We start from the raw sequence: 19,780 nt of genomic DNA, 5'->3' as shown, positions 1-19,780 counted from the left end.
ATGATTAGCCTCCCTTTAACTCCTTGCTGGAAAGATCCCTTGCGTTGCAATACAATAATTCAACGCCAAATAAGGCTGCATATTGGAATGCGGCTGGCTACCGCCAGTATTGGCAATTGCTGTTCCATTCATTGGTGTAAGAGCAGTTGCAGGGCCATATAGGTTATTTTGCATTCCCCATACTTGGTTTTGAGGGGAAACGCTTGTTGAAGGATCTGATGAACCCTGGGCCAAGTGTGAATGAGTTGGCATTTCATTTATATTTAAAGTATGACCTGCTTCTCCCCCTTGTTGCCCAAGCGTAAGGTTTGTACCCACATGAACAGGAACACGTCCTCGCAAGTCAGGTAAGGCAAACGTCGTTGTACCATTTCCTCCATATGTGGTTCCAAGCAGCGAGTAAAGTGCTGAATTGGTGGAAATCGACAGGGTTTGACCATTACACAATGCCCATCCTCTAGGGGCACGAGCATAGGGAAATAACCGAATTTCAGCTAAAAAAGGGTCTGACATCTAAGCACCTCCAATTAGATTTAGTAAATAAAACGGCTAGTCAAAAGAAGGGTAAATTCCTACCAGTGCAATAATAAAGGTAATTGTCAGTGAGGGCATCATGTTGTCGTGCGGCTGATTCCCACCTTCCAGTGAGACGGTTTGCTGGTTCATCGTGACAGGATTGCCATTCGCCTCAGTATACGTTTTAGCTACGTTGGTCGCCCAAATGGCATTGCTTGGAGAGGCTTGAATTCCCGTTTGGGTAGAAGCTTGAGGCACATGGGTATGTTGAGGAAGCTCATTGGCAATAAGTGTAACGGTCTCGGTACCACCCTTAGCCCCTAAAGGGTAGGCAGTAGTTGAATGGATGGGGATTCTCCCTTGAAGATCAGGCAGCGCAAAAGTGCTTACCCCATCGCCTCCAAACGTCGTTCCAATCAAAGTGTACAGAACCTCGTTCTGAGATATACTCATCACTTGGCCATTACACAACGCCCACCCCTCAGGAGCGTAGTTTCCTGCAAACATACGAATTTCACCTACATAGGGAGTAGTCATCTATCTTTCACCTCATTATATTATTGGTAAGAACACGCCAGTAAAGCTCTTCTTATTCGTTGAACCATATCATATTTTCATATAATCCATTGCTTCCGACACTTGTAAACCCAAGTCGCTCGTATAACCGTTTTGCAGGATTGTGCTGCAGAACGCTGAGACGAATCGATTTTGTCGTTGGCAGTCCTTCTCCAGATTGTAAGGAACGAATCATTAACGTACCTATTCCTTGATTGCGAAATTCCGGTAATAATGCAATATCGATAAGTTGGATTTCTTTTGCTGTAATACCGTACATCACACGACCCACACGAAGATCATTATATAAAAGGATATAGTGGTTCGCATCAGGAAATTGAGCCTCATAAGAACGTCTTTGCGCAGTCCATTGCATATGGAGAAAAGCATTCGTTGCTGCAGCATCCCAGCCCCACGCCACTATTTCAGCTTCTCGAGTGCTTGCATACAGATCATATAAAAAGGATTCATCATCAGAAGTAACCTGAATCGTATTCAGCATAATTCCCTTTCTATGTAAGAAATACTCACAATATGGACATTCCTCTTTATCCAATAACATGATATCATCAACTTAACGCTATTAATTATATATTCTATAACCACTTAAAAACTCCTTTTTTCAGGTCGATATTGATTGCTTTTTTCGCTTCTACTTCTATACATGACATCAAGGTTAAATTTCGTAAATTATCGTAAATAATTATCGCAAATTGATTATAAATTATTTGTTTTTTTGCCGTTTTTCTCTCATTTTATGTTATCTTAAAAGAGTCTGTAATGATGATAATGCTAGACTTACATATATATTTCATTTTTGGAGGTTAGGTATGGACGACAATAAGCAATTATCTCGCCGGAAATTTCTCGGTTATCTGGGAACCAGCACAGCATATCTTGCAGTATCCTCTATGGGTCTTGGTTCCTTCGGTAAACGAGCGAATGCATCGGAAGCGAGCAGGTCCCTATTCGATTTTTCAACGATCAAGGTTTCGGATTCCTTTAACCCAACCCGGGATACAGCAGTAGCGAGTGATGATTTGGTACTGTCATCCGGTTTTAAATACGAGGTCATCGCAGCTTATGGAGACACTATTAATACGAAGGGTGACACGTTCGGGGATAACAACAGCTATACCGTTTTTTTTCCTCAGGACGGTTCCCATGTTGAAGGACTGCTCTGGGTAGGTCACGAATCTACGAACGAATTGTTTCTTGAGGACGGCAATCAGCAGCGACATTTGACTTCTGCTCAGCAGCGGTCCTTGTTATATAATCAAGGGGCTTCCATCTTGAAGGTGTTTCGTAATGAAAAGGGCCTTTGGAAAATGGATACCAAGTCTGAATATGCCCGACGTATCACAGGACTTGATGCTGTTGAGCTGACGGGGCCGGTGCGTGGAACCAAGGCGGTACACCATGCAACCCGGGTCCAAGGTACATTAGCCAACCGCGGTGGCGGTACAACCTTATGGGGTACCGTGCTTACCTGCGAGAATCAATTCGAGTCTACATGCAGGAGCACAGGCCTTGACCCGATACATTATGGATGGGTCGTAGAGGCTGATCCTTACGATGCTAACGCCACGCTGAGGAAGCACACAGCATTGGGACGATTTAATCACGGTAACGTAACGATGGGGTTAAGCACCGACGGCAAGGTTATCGTCTACATGGGCGAGGATGCCGAGGACGCTTGCGTCTATAAGTTTATCAGCTCGAACAAATTTGATCCGGCGCGAGGCAAGGCCAACTCCGAGCTTTTAAACGACGGAAAGCTGTATGCGGCGAATAAAGCAACTGGACAATGGGTTGAATTAACGATAGAGGCTGTGATTCAATCCATTAAGAATCCTCGCTATACAATACCGAGTATATTGAATCAAACCCGGGAATCACTGGTTGAGATATTTAAGGAGCAGGCAGACGTATTTGTATATGCGCGGGAAGCTGCAATTATTGTAGGCGCTACGCTATCCGACCGTCCTGCAACCGTTACTATAAATCCGCAGGATCATACTTTGTATATTGCTTATACGAACAACGGTCGACGCGGAAACCTGCATGGACAAATTATTCGTTTCTTTGAGAAAAACAACAATCTTGGAGCCACTGAATTTTCCTATGAGATTTTTGCAGTTGGCGGACCTCAAAGCGGGTTCAGCTCACCAGGCAGCCTTGCGTTCGATACCAAAGGCAATATCTGGGTTGCGACGAATATTGCTTCGAGTCACTTGAATAGTGGCGCATGGGCTGAATTTAAAAATAACGGATTGTACGTGATACCTGCTTCCGGCTCAACCAAAGAGACGCGGCAATTTGCATCCGCTCCATTCGATGCCGAGTTTGACGGAGTAAGCTTTACCCCTGATGAGCAGACCTTATTTGTGACAGTTAAGCATCCCGGAGAGACCACTGAGGAGCGGGTTAAACTGACCAGTACATGGCCGCACCGCTTCGGTGACAATATACCGAGATCGGCATTGGTCGCCATTAGCGGTTCCGCATTCTAGATGCATCTGCCAAGCGTAAATCGGATGAACCCAAAGACCCATGAGATTAGAGAGCAAATCTTTCTCCGTTCTCATGGGCCTTTTTGATTTACATAAAATGGTAAAAAATCCTCTTTTATAAGGTAACTTGCCAGAATGCGATATTTTCTCTTTTCCAGGTATAAGTGACGAATATACGTTTTCCGTCGGCAATAATGGCAGGGTAAGAGTATTCTCCCTCCTGATCCTCCAGAACGAATTCATCGTCCCAAGTATGTCCATTATCATAGGACGCTCTTAGCACCAGAGGCGTACGTGGCCCCCAATTGACCCCAACCGGATTAAATGCCAGGATCAACACGCCGTTGTCCATTCTCGCTACGTCAATACCGCTGTTATTATTAGGAAGCGGTGTCGGATATGCCTTACACCAGGTATGTCCCGAATCTGATGAATCGCTCCTATACATATAACCTTCACTGCTTCTCAGCAGCATATGTACCTTCCCGGGCTGCGACTCCCAAAGTGTAGGCTGAATCACACCTCTACCAAAAAAGGATTGCTCCGAAACCGGAATATCGCTGCCTGTCACAGCTTCAATGCTGCTGTAGTCCAGCTCCTGGATCCAGATATCTCCGCTTCGTATCCACGTGGCTCCTTGATCTGCAGAAATGTCAACAAAAGCCTTCCAAATACCGTCCTCAGTAGATGCTGGCGCCAACCATGTACCGTCCGAGAGCACAATGGGCTTATTTCGTACCGGACCTCTGCCTCCGCGATCGCCTTTTACCAGTTCAACCGGCATTGACCATGTGTATCCGTTATCCTTGGATACGATAACTTGAGTGCTCCATTCCTTGAGAAGCTGTCCGACCTTGTAAAAAAGCACAAGCTCGCCATGATCCTTCCAAAAAAAGACGGGATTCCAATGAGGAATTCCGTCAGCAGTTGCTAACTGGATGGGTAACGTCCATGTTCCCTTGTGTCTCCGCGAATACCAGATAGCAGAGTCACCCGCTCCTTCCTTGCTGCCTGCAAACCATACTGTCAACATGTCACCATCCGGGAGTATCGCCAAGCTGGATGCGTGACAGCTCTTGAATGGTGCCTGGGCAGTCATAACTAATTCCTTGACCGCTTGAGTAAACATCATGGACCGCCCCTCGCCTCCTCAAAAAGCTAGTTGTGTCGGATCGCTTCTACCACTCGCCTTTTCGTCCGAATTGGGCTTGAGCTGCAGCTCCGAACTGATTTCCTGCCTCTTTCATTCCTTGCAGTAAAGCATTCATCTCGATACCTGCCGTATTGCGCCCTGATGTTATAACTGTGTCACACTCATTTTTATCCATAAACCGCGTCGCGTCAAGCAGTCCGGCCTGATCTTCCTCAGGAATGACGAGAAAGCCATGTTTGTCGGCATGAATCAACTGCCCGGGCTTGATTGTGGTACCGAAGACCTCCACTTCACAGTTCCAGCGCACTGGCCAGCTATAGGCATGACCGATACACATTTTGCTGGCAATCGCTTTGAACCCTGCATTATTCATTTCATCGAGATCGCGAATCGCTCCATCCGTAATTGTCCCGACGCAGCCGAGGGAACGGTGCATATTCGCACCTACCTCCCCCCAATAAGAACCATACGCATACGGTTTATCCAGATCCTGAACGACCACGATTTTCGGTCCGGGAATGCTGGCTATATATTCGCGATATTCAACCTGAGCGTTCGGATTTCTGGTCTGATGGTCGGGATTGCTCGGTTCACACACTACAGTCACCGCATATCCAACCATAACTCCCATATGAGGCATGAAGTCTTTGGTTTCCTCCAGGTTAAAGCCCGTTCTGCGATCATGCTTAGAAATTTGTTCCCAGCCATTAAAGACTGAAGGGGTATTCCAACGTTTGAGCTGCAGCAATTCGCTATGGGTTAAAGTCATACTGAGCTTCCTCCTTAATAAATTAAATTACGAAAATCGGTAATCGTATGAAACGAGATCAGATTCACATTATGTGCATCCTTGGCACGATGGTCCCCTGTCCGGCTGAGTACATACAAATCATTCCCGTCAATGGCCAGACTCGCATAATGGCGTGACTGCTTCTGCGAAGCACCCATCGTTACCATACCGGCAAAGCACCAATCGATGCAGTTGCGGGAAAAATGAAGCTGCAGCCGATGCCGTTCATTATTCGGTGTCCAGAACCGATCCTCAGGGAGCTTTTCCGCGCGCGTCATGCTATCCGTTGCCTGTGTGCTAAGCAGCCAATACATCTCCGAGACATCGTCGTAAACAATGTGGAACTTCATCTGTCCACCCGGCAAAGGCACGTAGACGATATTTTTACCGGAAGGAACCTGCTCCAGCAGAGTTGTCATACTGCCATCGTCGTTCTCCACAACTTTCGCAATGGCGGCATATCCCGTCCCACCGGTATGCGCCCTCATCCAGAGATGGAAGGTGCGTCCCTCTGGATCGTAAAAATAATGATCCGGATCTGCGATCTGCACGACATTCGTCTCCAGCCACCCAGCTGGCGCGCAATTGCGTCCGGGAGCGATCATCGTTCCCGTAATCGGTGCGGCATTATAAAAGGGAATGCCGAAATAATCCAGCTGATCCACAGGCACTGTATCACAAAATGCCAGCTCTGATGCGAATGTCCAATTTCCCCTGATCAGCAGGTCACTGTCGATGCTACCCCTCATGAGAACAGGAGCAAGAATGCTGCATGGCCATATTTTCATACCGGTGAACGTCATTCTTTCCATAACCAGGTACACATGATCATTAACGTAAAGGACATTAGCAGGAGCCTGATGCCAAATTTCCCCCTTAGATAAAAAGCTGGTCTCACTCCACGTTTCTCCATTATCGTCAGACCGGACTATCGCAAGATCGTTGCAATGGCCGATGACATAGACAGAATTCCCCGCTATAAAAGGTCTTGCATGCATGAATGGAAAGTCCGCACGAAACTGCCACGTTGCTCCTTTATCATCGGAGGTGAATATTTTACCGAACCATAATTGACCGTGCTCGATGACACGCTTTGGGCCCGGAAGATCGTCCATACCTGGTCCGCTCAGATCAAGCGTGGCGACCAGCCTGCCATTCGGCAAGACGGCAATGCCGGGACTGTACGTATAAATATTGTCGGGATCGGGCGATTCATACACGGTTACATAATCCTGGGCAAGCGGTTGTATTGGCTTCATAGCATAACGCACAACCTTTCCATATGATCGATAATAGGTTTAAAGAAATGCACGAAATTTCTCAAGGGTATGAAATGTCATATAATTGGCGTTATGAAAATTGTAGGCATCATTAAGCGCGGTCCGACTTAGATAAATCATATCGTCCCCATTAAACAGCCAATCGACGTATTGGAATCCGACTTTAAGATCATCCTCCATCCAACCGTTATCCTGATAATTTAAAGCGTCCGTATGAACCTGCCATGATTCCAAATCGGCTGATGACACCAGAGACAATATATTGCGCTGAGATACATTGGGCAAGGTTACTCTGTTCACTAACGACCAGTATCTTCCGCTGACAGGATCATAATGGACCGTGAATTTGGACATATTGCCATGAAAGTCAATGACACTGCCGAACGTCAGGTCCGCATCAGGATGTATGGTATTCACATTCAGTATAATAGCTCTTCCATAATCAGGATTGCCCTTGCCCGTATTATAACGAAGCAGGTTGACGAGCCTGCCACCGGGAGCGATTACGATATTTCCTTCCAGCAGCGATGGTCTACCACCCTCAATGACACCCGGCCATTCATTGTTGTATGGAAGAAAAGGAGCTATCGCCCAATTGGCCGAATCCAGCAAATCCGCATCCGCTGGTGCGGATATGACTCCGGTGGCATGACCACCGAGAGACCATGACCCGTATTCCACCGCGCTCCAAATCCGCCCCTCGTGCTCAACGATAGGCATTGGCGCTTTATGAGGTCCGCCTTCCTCCCTGCTTCCGGCTGGTATCAGCTCCGTTGGCTCAGACCAGGTTGCTCCGCCATCGTCAGAGCGGCCTATCAGCAAAGCGCCGTATTCCGTACTTGTTCCAAGCATGTACAGCGCTCCGCGATGAAGAAACAATTTCCCCCAAAAGCACGGATAAAGATCGCATAGGAATGACCAGCTTTGACCGTCATCCGTAGATTGAAAAATCTTGCTCAGATTTTGTCCGCCCAACCCCCAAAAAACATCATGGGAGGCAAGCAGGGTTCCATCCGGAAGCTTTACGATGGATGGACTTGCCGGGGAACGGCCCGAGAAGTCATACGTGTAGTCATCGGGATGAATATAATTGACGACAATACCGGGTACCTCTCCGGTTCGCGCCTTTCTTGCCGGACTTTCCGCCAACTGCTCATTGGAATCCTTCTTGATGGCACGAACGGCAACCTCGTAATCTACGGCATGCTCCAGATCGCTAAGTAAAATCGAAGTGGCGTCACCCGGTATTTGGCGAGTTTGAATTTCTGTCCGTTCTTCCCCTGCCGTCAGCTTGACCTCGTAAACAAGATCATCGGAATTGCATGATCCCTCATACTGCCAATCCAACTGCAGCTGCCGGTTTCCCGGAGCAAGCCGTACTATATTTAACTCACTATATGGGGCTCCATAGCCCTTGGAAGCATAGGCGATTCCCTTGGCTGTTGAATAGCTCCACGTAGGGTTCTCTTTACGAACGTTCATCCACCATTCATCCCTTCTTACGGCGGCAGCCTTCAGCTGCCGCCCCATTCTTTGCGATTTTTATCGGATTTGAATCACTTTTTATTTTTGGAGGCATCGATGACTTTTTGCTCTTCGACCCATTTATTAATCTTTTCCTGAATGTCTGCCATCTCAGCTGTCAGATCATACTTTTGACCATGATTAGCCCTCGATATCAGCTCTGCCATCCAAGGACGAATAAGTGAGAACATGATCGGCGGAAACAGCACGTTTTTGGTATCCTCCACGACCGTTAGCAATTGTTTGGCATAAGGATTATCCTTTTCGCTGACCCAATCGGCATTTTTCCAGGAAGGCAGGTACTTATAGTTATCATAGATAGCTTTTTGTCCTTCAGCTCCCGTAATATATTTCAGCACCTGCCATGCCGCTTCCGGATTTTTCGTATCTTTGGCCATCGTATACGTTTGGGCTGTACCATAGGAGGTTTTTCCGTTCTTGTCCCGTACCCCTTTGGTCACGACATAACGATCCTGCAGCTTGTTTTTGAGGATTTCATCTGTTTTGCTGCACCATAAACAAATCGCTACATTGTTCTCGACCTTCCCCCAATTCTCAAAGCCACGTCCAATTTCATATCCGGGCGGTAGACTGGAGTTCATATCGATCAAGGTTTGCAAACTCTTTTTAATTTGCGGGTTATTGAAATTCAGTTTACTGTTGCCAAAGTTCGCCCAGTCGGTTTCGCCTAGCTGTACACCGTTCCCATCTGAGAAATAATCGAGCATCATGTGACTGCTGCTGCGCGGGTCGTAATACATGCCGTAGGTTTGTTTGCCGGTCTTGGGATTGATCCCCGTCAGCTTGGCCGCTTTTTCCAATATTTCCTGAGCGGTTGGTTTATCACTGAGCGGTGCCACACCCCAATCATCAAATATTTGCTTATCATACATAACCGTACTGGTATTGACGATTCCAGGTAACGCCATGACTTTACCATCGGTAGCATTCGTAAAGCGCTCTTTGTCCAGCCATAAAGAATCGTAATAATTTTGTTTCCAATTATCCCGTTTCAAGTAATCGTCCAGAGGCATCAGAAACCCTTGGTTATAAAAATCGATAGACGAATCCAGAATTAACACGTCCACACTTCCACTAAGCAATAAAGATTGAAACTTCGCCTTTCTGTTATCTTGCGGAACTTCAATATATTCCACAGTCAGCTTGGGATGTTTGTCTAAAAATGGCTTCAGCATCGTTTTCATCCCTTTGACATTGCTGCCCGTTACCGGATCGATACCGTCATCCACCGGATAACTAAAAACAGCAAACTTGACAACACCGGATAAATTATCCGCGTTTACTGCGGGACCTGGAGTCGCACTATTGTCACCCGTCCCCCCACCGCCGCAAGCGGTTAAAAATAAAAGCAGTGAGCACATTGTTAGCATCAGTGTCATTTTCCATCTATTTACTCGCATCGTATCACTCCTTATAAGTGGATGTTTCATTGTTTAATACCTGAATGGGCAACGCTTTGAATGATATATTTCTGGAAAAACAGGTATACCAGCAGAACAGGAATGATGGACAATACCGTGGCGGCCATATTCAGACCCGGAGGTGATTGTCCGGTTTGTGTGCGTGCGTTAAGCAAAGCGATTCCAATTTGAATCGTGTACTTGGCTGGATCATTCAGCATAATAAGTGGAAACAAAAAGCTGTTCCATACGTTCAGAAAGGTGAGAATAATCAAGGTAGCGACGATTGGCATGCATAAAGCAAAATAGATTTTAGTGAAGCATTGGAACTCTCCCGCGCCGTCGATAATGGCAGCCTCCCTAAGTTCGCCAGGAATGCCGTCCATGAATTGCTTGGCCAAAAAGGTACCGAATATATTGGCGATGGCCGGCAAATAAAAAGCCCAGTAGGTGTTGATGAGCTGCAGCTTCTTAAACAGCATAAACAGCGGGATTAATGTCGCTTCACTTGGAATCATCAACGTAGCCAGCACGACCAGCAGTATGATTTTGCCACCCTTGACGTTCAGCTTCGACAACGCATAACCCGCGAGCAGCGCTGAAAACGTACTAATCACAATAACACCAACAGCAATCATAAACGTATTTACATACAATCGCGGCATATGGGTATTGATGATGGCAATTCTAAAATTTTCGAAACTGAGGTGTTCCGGGATCAAACGAAAGGGAAAAGGAAATTCGAAAATTGCATCCTTGTCAAAGCTAATCGATAGCATAACAATGAAGGGAAATAGGATCATTACGCCGCCAGCGAATAGGAATAACAGGGTCACAAGCCTTCCAAGCCTATCCACTTTTTTCCTCGATTGCAGTACCACCCCGGTTTTTGTTGCAGTGGACATCATGGTCATATGTCTCATCTCCGGTTAATCCTTATTTTGAAACGCTTTAAAGTTAAAAAGAGTAAACAGCAAAATAATAATGAAAATCACATACGATGCGGCGGCAGCCTTACCAAACTCATAGGTGTAGAAGCCGTATCGGTACACGTACAGCATGAGTGTAAACAACGATCCGCCCGGGTTTCCATCCGGTCCCCCAATAACGAAAACATCGCCGAATCTTTTAAAAGCATTGATCGTACCCATGACGACCATAAAGAAAATGACGGGCTTCATTCCGGGAATCGTTATATAGAACCACTGCTGCATTCTCTTAGCACCATCCACGCTGGCAGCCTCATACAGATCGCGCGGAATGCCTTGAAGTCCTGCCAGCCAGATTAATACGGAATAACCCAACCCGTGCCACGTATCCATCAAAATGACGCTAAACTGTGCGAGTCTGGGATCTGCCATCCATCCGAGTGGAGCTACGCCAAACCAGCTTAACACCGAGTTGGCAATCCCTTTTTCCGTCGGATACAGCAGCAGCAGGAATACAATTGAGGCCGCAACCGTTGAAGTCACATTTGGCAAAAAATAAATCGCTTTGAACAGAATGCTTATCCTGCGGGCGGCGATACCGTTAATCAATGAAGCGATAATAAAGCTCAGAGGCAATCCCATTCCAAGCCCCATGACACCCATGATTATCGTGTTACGAAGTGCACGCCAAAAGGTCTTATCGTACCAAATAAATTCATAATTGCTGAACCCTGCCCAAATCCCCCTTACCCCGTTATGGTGATACAAGCTGATACGGAAAGCCTCTCCTATCGGGTACAAGGAAAAGGTAACGACCCCCAGGATCAGAGGAAGCAAAAACAAATAGCCAACCGTATGTTTATTTACTAACATATTTCTTTTCGGGATCATTATCGTTCACCCCCTGTATGCTCATCCCTTGCTCTTATTATCCGTAATTTGCACATGGATAAATAGGTGAAATTCCTATGATTGGTTTGTAATGTTATTCAATTGGGCTGCATTTTCCGATACTCCAACGGGGTAACACCTACCCTTTTTCTAAACACTTGTCCAAAATATTTGGCATCGGTATATCCGACCTGACTGGAAATATCGAATATTTTCAAATCGGATTGCTTTAACAGCTGCTTGGCTTTGTTGATCCGAATATCTGCCAAAAAATTCAAAACCGTCTCATTGGTCCTTTCCTTGAATAAATTGGCGAAATAATTGGGTGTCAAATAGACAACGTCGGCTACGTCCTGCAAGGAGATATCCTGGGCATACTGCGACTCCATGAACGAAATTGCCTTCTGAACGATCGAAACATGACGCTGCTGCATTTTCTTTTCGATGCTATGGGCCAGATCGTTGACATAATGCAAAAGCCACATTTCAAGCTGTTCAATGGTTTTCCTTTTCTTAATTTGTTCATCCAATGCCGTGATTTCCATGATGTTCCCATCTGAAAGATCCCACTCGATTAATTGGCGAAGCAGCGCGTAGACCAACTGTAGACAAATCTTGCGTAAATGATCAGGAGTTGGGGTAAAGTCGTCGACAATAGCGCGCAAAAACTGCCTTGCATACCCCACTGCTCCGTGTACATCCCCGATCTTCAAAGCCAGGCACAATCGTTTCTCCAGATCATACGGGTATACGGTATGCTCGACTGAAGCCTGGTATGTGACGTCACCGATGTATACGATGCTTTCTTTACCTGAATACAGACGATACTGAACAGCCTCCACCGCTTGCTTGCTGGATTCCGGTATCCATTCCGGTTCATCGTAGATGCCGCCAATTCCGATTGAAACAGACACCTTGTAATAAGTTTGGATATAATATTTTATTTTTCTTGCTATCGCTTGCAGCAGCTCCAAGTAATATTTGCTTTCCATAAGCTCCGCTCGGCTAACGATTACAATGAGCTGGTTATCATAATTTTCGACGATCTCGGCGTATAATTGTTCCCGAAGCAGCTCTTCTACAATGTTGCGAAAAGCAAATAATAAGAGCTGTTTATCACTAATTCGGGCACTCTGTGCTACAGCATCCTCATCATCGATTTCTACAACCAGGCATGCAAATAAATGGCTGCCGATGGAAAGATCCAGGTAGTCACATCTGTTTCTTATATCCAATAAAGACATTTGGCCGGAAAGCAGGTAGCGCAAATACCTTTCCTTGAGCACAGGGATGCTATGCAGCAGCTGCTGCCTTAATTGTACAACGTCCTTCACCTGGCTCCTTTCTTGTTCCAGACTTTGCTTGGCTTTTTCGATGATGGCGAATAACTCTTCAATTGTGCTCGGTTTCAACAAATAATCAAAAGCACCATTGCGAATCGCCGTCTGCACATAGGGAAAATTATCATAGCCGCTTAACAAAATCACCTTCGCATGCGGTACGATGCAGAGCGCCTTTTCCGTTAACTCCAATCCGTTCATATGAGGCATCAATACATCGGAGATGATCAAATCCGGCTTCTTGTCCATGATCAACTCCATCGCTTCGACACCGTCCTCGGCCTCACCAACAATCTCAATCTGATGCTTGGACCAATCCATACTCATTTTCAGACCTGTTCTCACGCGTTCCGAATCGTCCACCAGAATCATTTTATACATCGATATATCCCCCTGGAAGTATGATTTGTATGTGGGACCCTTCATCTCTCCGACTTTCGAAGTGTAAGCCATAACCTTCTCCATAAGCCAAATGAATCCGCTCGTTAATGTTATAGATGCCATAACCTCCGTCTTGCGAAGGCGGCTCGAGAAGCGCTTCAATTTGTTCCAAATCCATACCGATTCCGTTATCGATAACTTCCAGCAGGATGAACTGACCTTCCCTTTTGGCTACAATCTTAATCGTCCCACGTTTATTTTTTAACGGTTTGATGCCATGCAGCAGCGCGTTTTCCACCAATGGCTGCAAAATGAGCTTGATACACGCTTCCTCCAGTACATTGGGATCAGCTTCAATAGCATACTCAAATTTATTTTTGAACTGCAGCTTCTGAATAGTCAGGTAGTGCTCGATCGTTTCCAATTCCTTGGCAATGGTAGTCATTTCGCTGCCTTTATTGAGAATAAGCCGAAAAAATTGAGCAAACGCCGTTGTCATTTCCGCAATTTCGTCATACTCCTTTGTTTTGGTCATCCAATAAATAGAATCCATCGTATTATACAAAATGTGCGGATTAATTTGAGATTGTAAGGCCCTCAGTTCCGCCTCTCTGATCTTCTTTTCATCATCCCGCACTTTGTGGATCAAGGTCCCGATTTCTTCCGTCATTTCATTGAAGCTCTCCGATATTTCCCCAAATTCCTCCTGCGTTCCCAGATGAACCTTGGTGTGGATGTCCCCATCCCTTACTTTTTTAATGTGACGAATTAATTTCATGAGCGGTCGGGTAATGCTCGATGAAATGAACACGGACAGTAGAATCGATAACGCCACGGTAATAAGTATAATCATCACAATCGTGCCTTTGGCTAGCTCAATATGCTTGTAGACAACAGACTGCGGAATCATCGTAACGAGCTTCCAGCCCGTATATTGCGATGTAAAATAATGAACGGAATACATCGTTCCTTGCAGCATAATCAGTGAGCTTCCATTGGACGAGCCGGTAATCATCCTCCATACATCAGGATCTGCCTTGGTAGAGACCTGGTCCTTGTTAACATGAGAAATAATGAATCCATTCTCGTCAACTATATACGTAATCGCTTTCATATCCGTAAGAATATTTTTGAAGCTGTCGAATATAAAGCTTTCCCGGACACCAATCAGCATAAGCCCCCAGTCTTTAAGGGCTAACAACCCCAATGTTTTTCGCGCATTATAAATCACCTTGGGCCCTGAATCGCGGTTGGAGAATATGTCCTTGTTGGCAAACAGCCATAAGGGCTTGCCCTTGGCTGCATACGACTGTTGATAAATGGCTGTTTGTTCAATTTCCTCTCTTGTCCGATTGGTATAAGAAGTATTCACGAATAAGTTCAGGCCGTATGGGCCAAAAAAACTTACGGATTGAATCTGTTCAGAGCGCCCCCCAAAAATACTCGGATACACAGTTTCATAAAATATTTTTTCATAATTAGCTCTGACCGAGTCGGTAGAGGCATCGGATTCCATAATGATTTGCAGCTCTTTGTTCGATACGATGTTTACATACAATTCGTCAATATCCTTGAGCTTGTAATCGATATTTTGCATCGTTTGCTTGAGAACCTCTTGGACAGATTGACCCACTTCATTAACGATGGTTTCTTTTAAAATAAGAAAAAATATCCAGCCGATAATAGACGTGGATATTACAATAAGTAGTACAAAGGATACGATTAATTTGGATTTAAGCCTCATATTACGAAGTGAACCTGCCATCGTTGCCACTTAAATCACCCCTATCTGGTTTCATGCTTTTACAGCTTATCCTCGATATGGCTAACCACCTGCTGCAGCTTAACCGCATAATTTTCAATTGTGGAATCATCAAACCTGAGGGAGGGACCAGCAATGCTTACTCCAGCAATGACTTCCCGTTTTTTGTTGCGAATCGGCATTCCCATGCATTTAATTCCGTATTCATGCTCCATATGATCAATGGAATATCCTCTTACCCGAATCTGCTGCAAATCCAGTATAAGCGCTTCTTGGCTGGTTATCGTACTATCCGTTATGGCGATAAGACCCTTGTCTATGACAGCCTTGATCCTGTCGTCGGGTAAATAAGCGAGCATCGCTTTGCCAATCCCGGTACAATAAAGCGGCGCCTTAACACCAAGCATGGATCTCGTGGAGAGCTGATTTCGCGGACAGGTAGAATCCAAATAAACGACTTCATTTTCTCTTGGCGTACCCAGATACACGGTTTCATTCGTAAAGTCCGATAGCTCTTGCATCAAAGGCAGCACGATGGTCCTGAAATCAATGTTACTATGGATCACATTGCTGAACTCCAACAGCTTAAATCCAAGCCTGTATTTCCCATTCTCCTGATTTTGCTCCAGATACCCTGCCTTTAAAAAAGTATCTGCGATATTGTGAACATTACTTTTATATAGTCCCAGCTTCTCACTTATTTCTGTAATGCCCAGCTCAGGCGATTGTACCGTGAAGCAATCGAGAATTTTCAGCGCTTTAATTAATGATTTCACTTTTCCTTCATCTGACAATTCGATTCAACTCTCTTTCGTTGTATAGCTAGGTAACCGTATGATCCGGCCCTCGGTCGCAGAATCATGTGCAGCAGAGGTCACTTCGAATGTGCGGAAGGCATCGTCATAATCAGATAAGATACGAGAAGTATCCCCCGTTCGTAATGCATGCACAAAAGCCGCATTTTCCAATATGTACGGGTCCGAGCTATTCCGGTACTCTACCGTTCGGTCACGACCGATTTCCTTCAGGCTATCCATACGAATTTCCACAACGCCAGAGGTCGTGTACACATCCAAGCCTGTATGGTGACCTCTTGGAAGTATACATGTATTGGATATGGTGGCCACCATGCCGTTCACCAACTTGAGTGTAACGGTGCCCACATCCGGTATATCCATGCCTTCTTGAATTTCATGTAAACGTCGCTTGCTGAATGCTGCGTACAATTCTTCAACTTCCCCGCATAAATAACGTACAAGATCAACAATATGCGTGGTCTGTTCGTTGAATTGCCCTCCCGAGCCGTTCATTCGTCTCCACCATGCAATCTGCGGGAAAGAACTCATAAAGTAACCCAGTGCCATACCCATCGTGCCTTCCAACAGAAGCTCTCGCGCTTTGGCTACAGAATCGAGATAACGCCAATTATAGCCAACTGAAGTAATAAGGCGTCTGTCAGTTGCTTGCTTCCGCAGCAGCTCCATATCCTCGGTCAACTCGATTCCGAGCGGTTTCTCCACAAAGAAAGGGATGCCACGATCAACCAAGTGCCTTTCAATTTCACCGTGCCCCATCGGTGGTACGCATATATAGACAGCATCCAATGTACACGTATCCAGCATTTGTACCACATTTGTATACGCTTTCGCGTCTGGCCAGCTGCTTGCTGCCTGCTCCACATTTTCCTTGTTTCTGCCGCAAAAGGCTACGACCGATACACCCTCCATTTGTGAAAGTATACGTTGGTGCTTATCCGCATATCTACCTGTTCCTATAAAACCGATACGAAGTTTCATATCTCTCTCCTTGTCGTTCTATAATAGAGAACATAGTTCTATATATAATAGTAGGCTATGCTACTGTAATTTTCAAGTGAAGTTTGAACACATACAGACAAAAAAATCCTCCTCATTTCTGAGGAAGATTCTTATTAGGAGCAGCTACTCCAATTTCTACTTTATTGTCCACTCATTAACATCATAATGCATACCATAGATCGTCCCGCCTCGACCCGTAACAGACTTGTTGAGCGCGATCAAATTTTTCTCGGAGTAAATCGTGATCAGCGGAACGTCCTCCTGTATCACATTTTGAAGCTCCTTATAAATGGCAAACCGCTTGTCCTTGGTTGTTTCTTTCATGCCCAGCGCAAACAGCTCGTCAACACGAGGGTTATTATATCTCATATCATTCAGCGCAGCTGTTGATTTATACGTATTACTCGGGCCGTCAGGATCGATAATCGTGCTGAAGCTGGAGATCAGCAGATCAAAATCACCCTTGACCGCGCGTTGGACAGCTGTAGCAAAATCGAAATTGACCTGCTTCACCTTCACACCGACGGCTTCCAGATTTTGTTGAATAATGTTCCCCGCCATCTCCCGCACAGCATCTCCAGTAGGAACGATGAAATCCAGCGTTTTCGACGAATCCCAGCCCGCTTCCTTCAGCAACTGCTTCGCTTTCTCAGGATCATAGCTGTACTTCTTGATGTCCTTGTCATAATAAGGATGACTTACCGCATAAGGACCATTTTGCACCTCACCGATGCCTTTCATCAATTGATTAACAATCGCCTCACGGTTAATGGCGTATGCCATCGCCTGCCGAACCCGTTTATCAGGGATTTTGGTTGTATTGATTTCAATTGAGTTGTAACGGCGGGTCGGTTCCTCTGTCGTTTGTACGTGATTCATTTTTTTAATTGTTTCCCATTCCTTGGGTGGTATGTTACCTGGTCCTTGCCCGGCATTCATATCAATTTCCTGCGATTGCAGCTGAGCGACCATGTTCGCCGCAGGCATTACCTTGACAACTACCTCTTTAATTTTCGGCGTACCACGATAATACGACGAATTGGCAGCCAGCTGGACGACGCCATTCTCAAATTTGTTAAAGGTATACGGTCCATCGGTCACATTCGGATTTTTCCAAAATGCGTGACTGTTGAGCGTAGATGGATCCGCAGTTTCGAATACATGCTTAGGAATTATAGGAAAATCGCACAAACGCTCCTTTACCATATTCGGGTCAACCGCATTGGCGGTCACCAGCTCGAAGGTTTTGTCGTCGATGACCTTGACACCACTCAGCACGGTGACACCTTCCGGCAGCCTGCCTTTCTCATTAAGGCCGTCCAAATAATTGATATAGGTTCGGATTGTCGTCAATGTTTTGGGATGGGCTACAAGATTAGCCGTGAATTCAAAATCCTGCGCGGTTACAGGTTTACCGTCCGACCAATTGGCATCCTTGCGCAGCTTGATTACATACGTCTTACTGTCTTTTTGCTCGAACGATTCAGCCAGCTGCAGCTTGAACTCAAGCGGTGCCGTCATCTTCAGCAAGGTATCGTACAAATAACGGTTAATGAACGTAGCCGCATTGGAACCCGAAGCATCGGTATCGATAGGATTGAACATTGTGGGGGGATTGGTCATTCCGATCGTAATTCGATCCGGATGGCTGGATGCGGCGTTGACGGTGCCTGAGCTTGCCGGACTTTGTGAGGCTTCCGGCTTGGGAGTGCATGCCGTTGTCAGTAAGAGCAAGCCCGCCACGCATATACAAGATACCTTTTTCATTGTCAGTCTCACAGTCATGCCTCCTATCGGATAATGAATGATAAACAGGGCTGGAGGTAGGAAACCTATGCCGCGAATCCCGCCTCCGTCCACACCAACCTTAGCCGATGATGGTTGCGTCAGCTTTCTCTGCTGCTTTAAGGGCTTGCTCACGACGGTTCAGCGCAATCAGTGTAATAAACTCAAAGGCAATGTTGGCCGCATTCAGGGCAGTCACTCTCGTTAAATCACGATCAGGCAGCACCTCGACCAGATCAAAGCCGATAATGTTCAGACCGGTCAGGCCACGCAGCATTTGCTGGGCTTCATAAGTATTGAACCCTCCAACCTCCGGGGTACCTGTCCCTGGAGCAAACACCGGATCAAGAAAATCAATATCGAATGTGAGGAACACCGGATTATTGCCAACACGCTGTTTAATTTTGTTGCACAGCTCAGGAATCGACAGCTTTTTGACATCATCAGTCGTTAGCACCTCATATCCAAGTTCACGGGAATCATCCAGACCGGTCAGCGTAAACGGCGTTCCACGCATGCCCATCTGAATAGAGGTTGAAGCATCAATGTAACCCTCTTCCGCTGCATAACGGAACATCGTGCCGTGGGAATGCTTGCGCCTTTCATCCATGCTTTTACCGGTATCCGTATGCGAATCAAAATGCACCAGGCTGACAGGTCCGTAGGCACTGGCGGCCGCTTTCACATGAGGATAAGAGATGGAATGGTCTCCGCCGAGCAGTATAGGAATAATGCCTTTGGCAAATATCGGTTTGAGCTGCTCCTCGATTGCCTCATAGCTCAGGTCGATATAGCCCGGAACGATCTTGAGATCACCATAATCAATACCGGATACATATTCAGTGGTATCGATGCCCTGTGCCTGGCTGATAGGCCGAAGACGCTGGGACATTTCGCGAATCGAGGAAGGGCCGAATCGGGTTCCTACAGCATAGCTGACGCCCGTATCAAACGGAACGCCAATCACTGCGTAGTCCACGTGCTCCAAATCCTGAACATAAGGAAGATGCATAAACGTGCGAATACCTGAAAATAATGGGATACCTCTTTCGATCATTGGACGATACAATGTAACCACTCCTTATTGAGGTTTATAAAAATACAGAAAGCCGCCTTTCTCCTG

General features: G+C 45.9%; 17 protein-coding genes. 1 reads left to right on the top strand and 16 read right to left on the bottom strand.

All coding sequences use genetic code 11. From position 1 onward, the window contains the following. Positions 1 to 15 precede the first annotated feature (15 nt). Genes OB236_RS19545 through OB236_RS19535 form a run of 3 tightly spaced genes read right to left on the bottom strand, consistent with a single transcriptional unit; the run spans position 16 to position 1,573 of the window. On the bottom strand, positions 16 to 513 hold the full coding sequence (locus OB236_RS19545; RefSeq protein WP_262685502.1) for a phage tail protein: 498 nt from the start codon (positions 511 to 513) through the stop codon (positions 16 to 18). Between the two features lie 36 nt (positions 514 to 549). Next, the gene (locus OB236_RS19540; protein ID WP_262685501.1) at positions 550 to 1,053 is read right to left on the bottom strand and encodes a phage tail protein; all 504 of its coding nucleotides are present in this window, start codon (positions 1,051 to 1,053) and stop codon (positions 550 to 552) included. A gap of 52 nt (positions 1,054 to 1,105) precedes the next feature. After that, entirely contained in the window at positions 1,106 to 1,573 is a 468-nt protein-coding gene (locus OB236_RS19535; protein WP_262685500.1) for a GNAT family N-acetyltransferase, read from the bottom strand. A 328-nt stretch (positions 1,574 to 1,901) separates the two neighbouring features. Here OB236_RS19535 and OB236_RS19530 point away from each other — a divergent pair, with 328 nt between their 5' ends. Next, positions 1,902 to 3,584, top strand: coding sequence for a PhoX family protein (locus OB236_RS19530; RefSeq protein ID WP_262685499.1), 1,683 nt, complete (start codon positions 1,902 to 1,904; stop codon positions 3,582 to 3,584). A gap of 115 nt (positions 3,585 to 3,699) precedes the next feature. Here OB236_RS19530 and OB236_RS19525 read toward each other — a convergent pair whose 3' ends face one another. The 13 genes from OB236_RS19525 to speB all read right to left on the bottom strand — a co-directional run bounded on the left by OB236_RS19525 (position 3,700) and on the right by speB (position 19,726). Beyond that, positions 3,700 to 4,716, bottom strand: coding sequence for a sialidase family protein (locus OB236_RS19525; RefSeq protein WP_262685498.1), 1,017 nt, complete (start codon positions 4,714 to 4,716; stop codon positions 3,700 to 3,702). A 46-nt stretch (positions 4,717 to 4,762) separates the two neighbouring features. Continuing rightward, positions 4,763 to 5,506 (bottom strand): RraA family protein, encoded by a 744-nt coding sequence (locus tag OB236_RS19520; RefSeq protein WP_262685497.1) that lies wholly within the window; start codon positions 5,504 to 5,506, stop codon positions 4,763 to 4,765. A gap of 14 nt (positions 5,507 to 5,520) precedes the next feature. Further along, a complete protein-coding gene (locus tag OB236_RS19515; RefSeq protein ID WP_262685496.1) occupies positions 5,521 to 6,786 on the bottom strand; it encodes a sialidase family protein in 1,266 nt (421 codons plus the stop codon). 39 nt (positions 6,787 to 6,825) lie between these two features. Beyond that, complete coding sequence (locus OB236_RS19510; protein WP_262685495.1) at positions 6,826 to 8,289, bottom strand: fibronectin type III domain-containing protein; 1,464 nt, start codon at positions 8,287 to 8,289, stop codon at positions 6,826 to 6,828. A gap of 74 nt (positions 8,290 to 8,363) precedes the next feature. Further along, positions 8,364 to 9,752, bottom strand: coding sequence for an ABC transporter substrate-binding protein (locus tag OB236_RS19505; RefSeq protein WP_262685494.1), 1,389 nt, complete (start codon positions 9,750 to 9,752; stop codon positions 8,364 to 8,366). Between the two features lie 26 nt (positions 9,753 to 9,778). Continuing rightward, on the bottom strand, positions 9,779 to 10,666 hold the full coding sequence (locus OB236_RS19500; protein ID WP_262685493.1) for a carbohydrate ABC transporter permease: 888 nt from the start codon (positions 10,664 to 10,666) through the stop codon (positions 9,779 to 9,781). Positions 10,667 to 10,681: 15 nt separating this feature from the next. Continuing rightward, positions 10,682 to 11,572 (bottom strand): carbohydrate ABC transporter permease, encoded by an 891-nt coding sequence (locus tag OB236_RS19495; RefSeq protein ID WP_262685492.1) that lies wholly within the window; start codon positions 11,570 to 11,572, stop codon positions 10,682 to 10,684. Positions 11,573 to 11,670: 98 nt separating this feature from the next. Next, a complete protein-coding gene (locus OB236_RS19490; protein WP_262685491.1) occupies positions 11,671 to 13,293 on the bottom strand; it encodes a response regulator in 1,623 nt (540 codons plus the stop codon). Continuing rightward, the gene (locus OB236_RS19485) at positions 13,286 to 15,058 is read right to left on the bottom strand and encodes a sensor histidine kinase (protein WP_262685914.1); all 1,773 of its coding nucleotides are present in this window, start codon (positions 15,056 to 15,058) and stop codon (positions 13,286 to 13,288) included. Before OB236_RS19485 ends, OB236_RS19490 begins: the two co-directional genes overlap by 8 nt. A 38-nt stretch (positions 15,059 to 15,096) precedes the next feature. Beyond that, positions 15,097 to 15,849 carry an IclR family transcriptional regulator gene (locus OB236_RS19480; RefSeq protein WP_262685490.1) on the bottom strand — a complete coding sequence of 251 codons (753 nt, stop codon included), beginning with the start codon at positions 15,847 to 15,849 and terminating at the stop codon, positions 15,097 to 15,099. 6 nt (positions 15,850 to 15,855) lie between these two features. Then, entirely contained in the window at positions 15,856 to 16,851 is a 996-nt protein-coding gene (locus OB236_RS19475) for a Gfo/Idh/MocA family protein (protein WP_262685489.1), read from the bottom strand. Positions 16,852 to 17,007: 156 nt separating this feature from the next. Continuing rightward, a complete protein-coding gene (locus OB236_RS19470; protein WP_262685488.1) occupies positions 17,008 to 18,651 on the bottom strand; it encodes an ABC transporter substrate-binding protein in 1,644 nt (547 codons plus the stop codon). Positions 18,652 to 18,739: 88 nt separating this feature from the next. Further along, complete coding sequence (speB, locus tag OB236_RS19465) at positions 18,740 to 19,726, bottom strand: agmatinase (protein WP_262685487.1); 987 nt, start codon at positions 19,724 to 19,726, stop codon at positions 18,740 to 18,742. Positions 19,727 to 19,780 lie beyond the last annotated feature (54 nt).

The organism is Paenibacillus baimaensis (genome assembly GCF_025567575.1).
This window is presented reverse-complemented; position numbering and strand designations above follow the sequence as displayed.

Bases quoted from the DNA above. Each gene is read 5' to 3' on its own strand.
- OB236_RS19545 (WP_262685502.1), bottom strand. From the start codon at position 513: ATGTCAGACCCTTTTTTAGCTGAAATTCGGTTATTTCCCTATGCTCGT.
- OB236_RS19540 (WP_262685501.1), bottom strand. From the start codon at position 1,053: ATGACTACTCCCTATGTAGGTGAAATTCGTATGTTTGCAGGAAACTAC.
- OB236_RS19535 (WP_262685500.1), bottom strand. From the start codon at position 1,573: ATGCTGAATACGATTCAGGTTACTTCTGATGATGAATCCTTTTTATAT.
- OB236_RS19530 (WP_262685499.1), top strand. From the start codon at position 1,902: ATGGACGACAATAAGCAATTATCTCGCCGGAAATTTCTCGGTTATCTG.
- OB236_RS19525 (WP_262685498.1), bottom strand. From the start codon at position 4,716: ATGATGTTTACTCAAGCGGTCAAGGAATTAGTTATGACTGCCCAGGCA.
- OB236_RS19520 (WP_262685497.1), bottom strand. From the start codon at position 5,506: ATGACTTTAACCCATAGCGAATTGCTGCAGCTCAAACGTTGGAATACC.
- OB236_RS19515 (WP_262685496.1), bottom strand. From the start codon at position 6,786: ATGAAGCCAATACAACCGCTTGCCCAGGATTATGTAACCGTGTATGAA.
- OB236_RS19510 (WP_262685495.1), bottom strand. From the start codon at position 8,289: ATGAACGTTCGTAAAGAGAACCCTACGTGGAGCTATTCAACAGCCAAG.
- OB236_RS19505 (WP_262685494.1), bottom strand. From the start codon at position 9,752: ATGCGAGTAAATAGATGGAAAATGACACTGATGCTAACAATGTGCTCA.
- OB236_RS19500 (WP_262685493.1), bottom strand. From the start codon at position 10,666: ATGACCATGATGTCCACTGCAACAAAAACCGGGGTGGTACTGCAATCG.
- OB236_RS19495 (WP_262685492.1), bottom strand. From the start codon at position 11,572: ATGATCCCGAAAAGAAATATGTTAGTAAATAAACATACGGTTGGCTAT.
- OB236_RS19490 (WP_262685491.1), bottom strand. From the start codon at position 13,293: ATGTATAAAATGATTCTGGTGGACGATTCGGAACGCGTGAGAACAGGT.
- OB236_RS19485 (WP_262685914.1), bottom strand. From the start codon at position 15,058: ATGGCAGGTTCACTTCGTAATATGAGGCTTAAATCCAAATTAATCGTA.
- OB236_RS19475 (WP_262685489.1), bottom strand. From the start codon at position 16,851: ATGAAACTTCGTATCGGTTTTATAGGAACAGGTAGATATGCGGATAAG.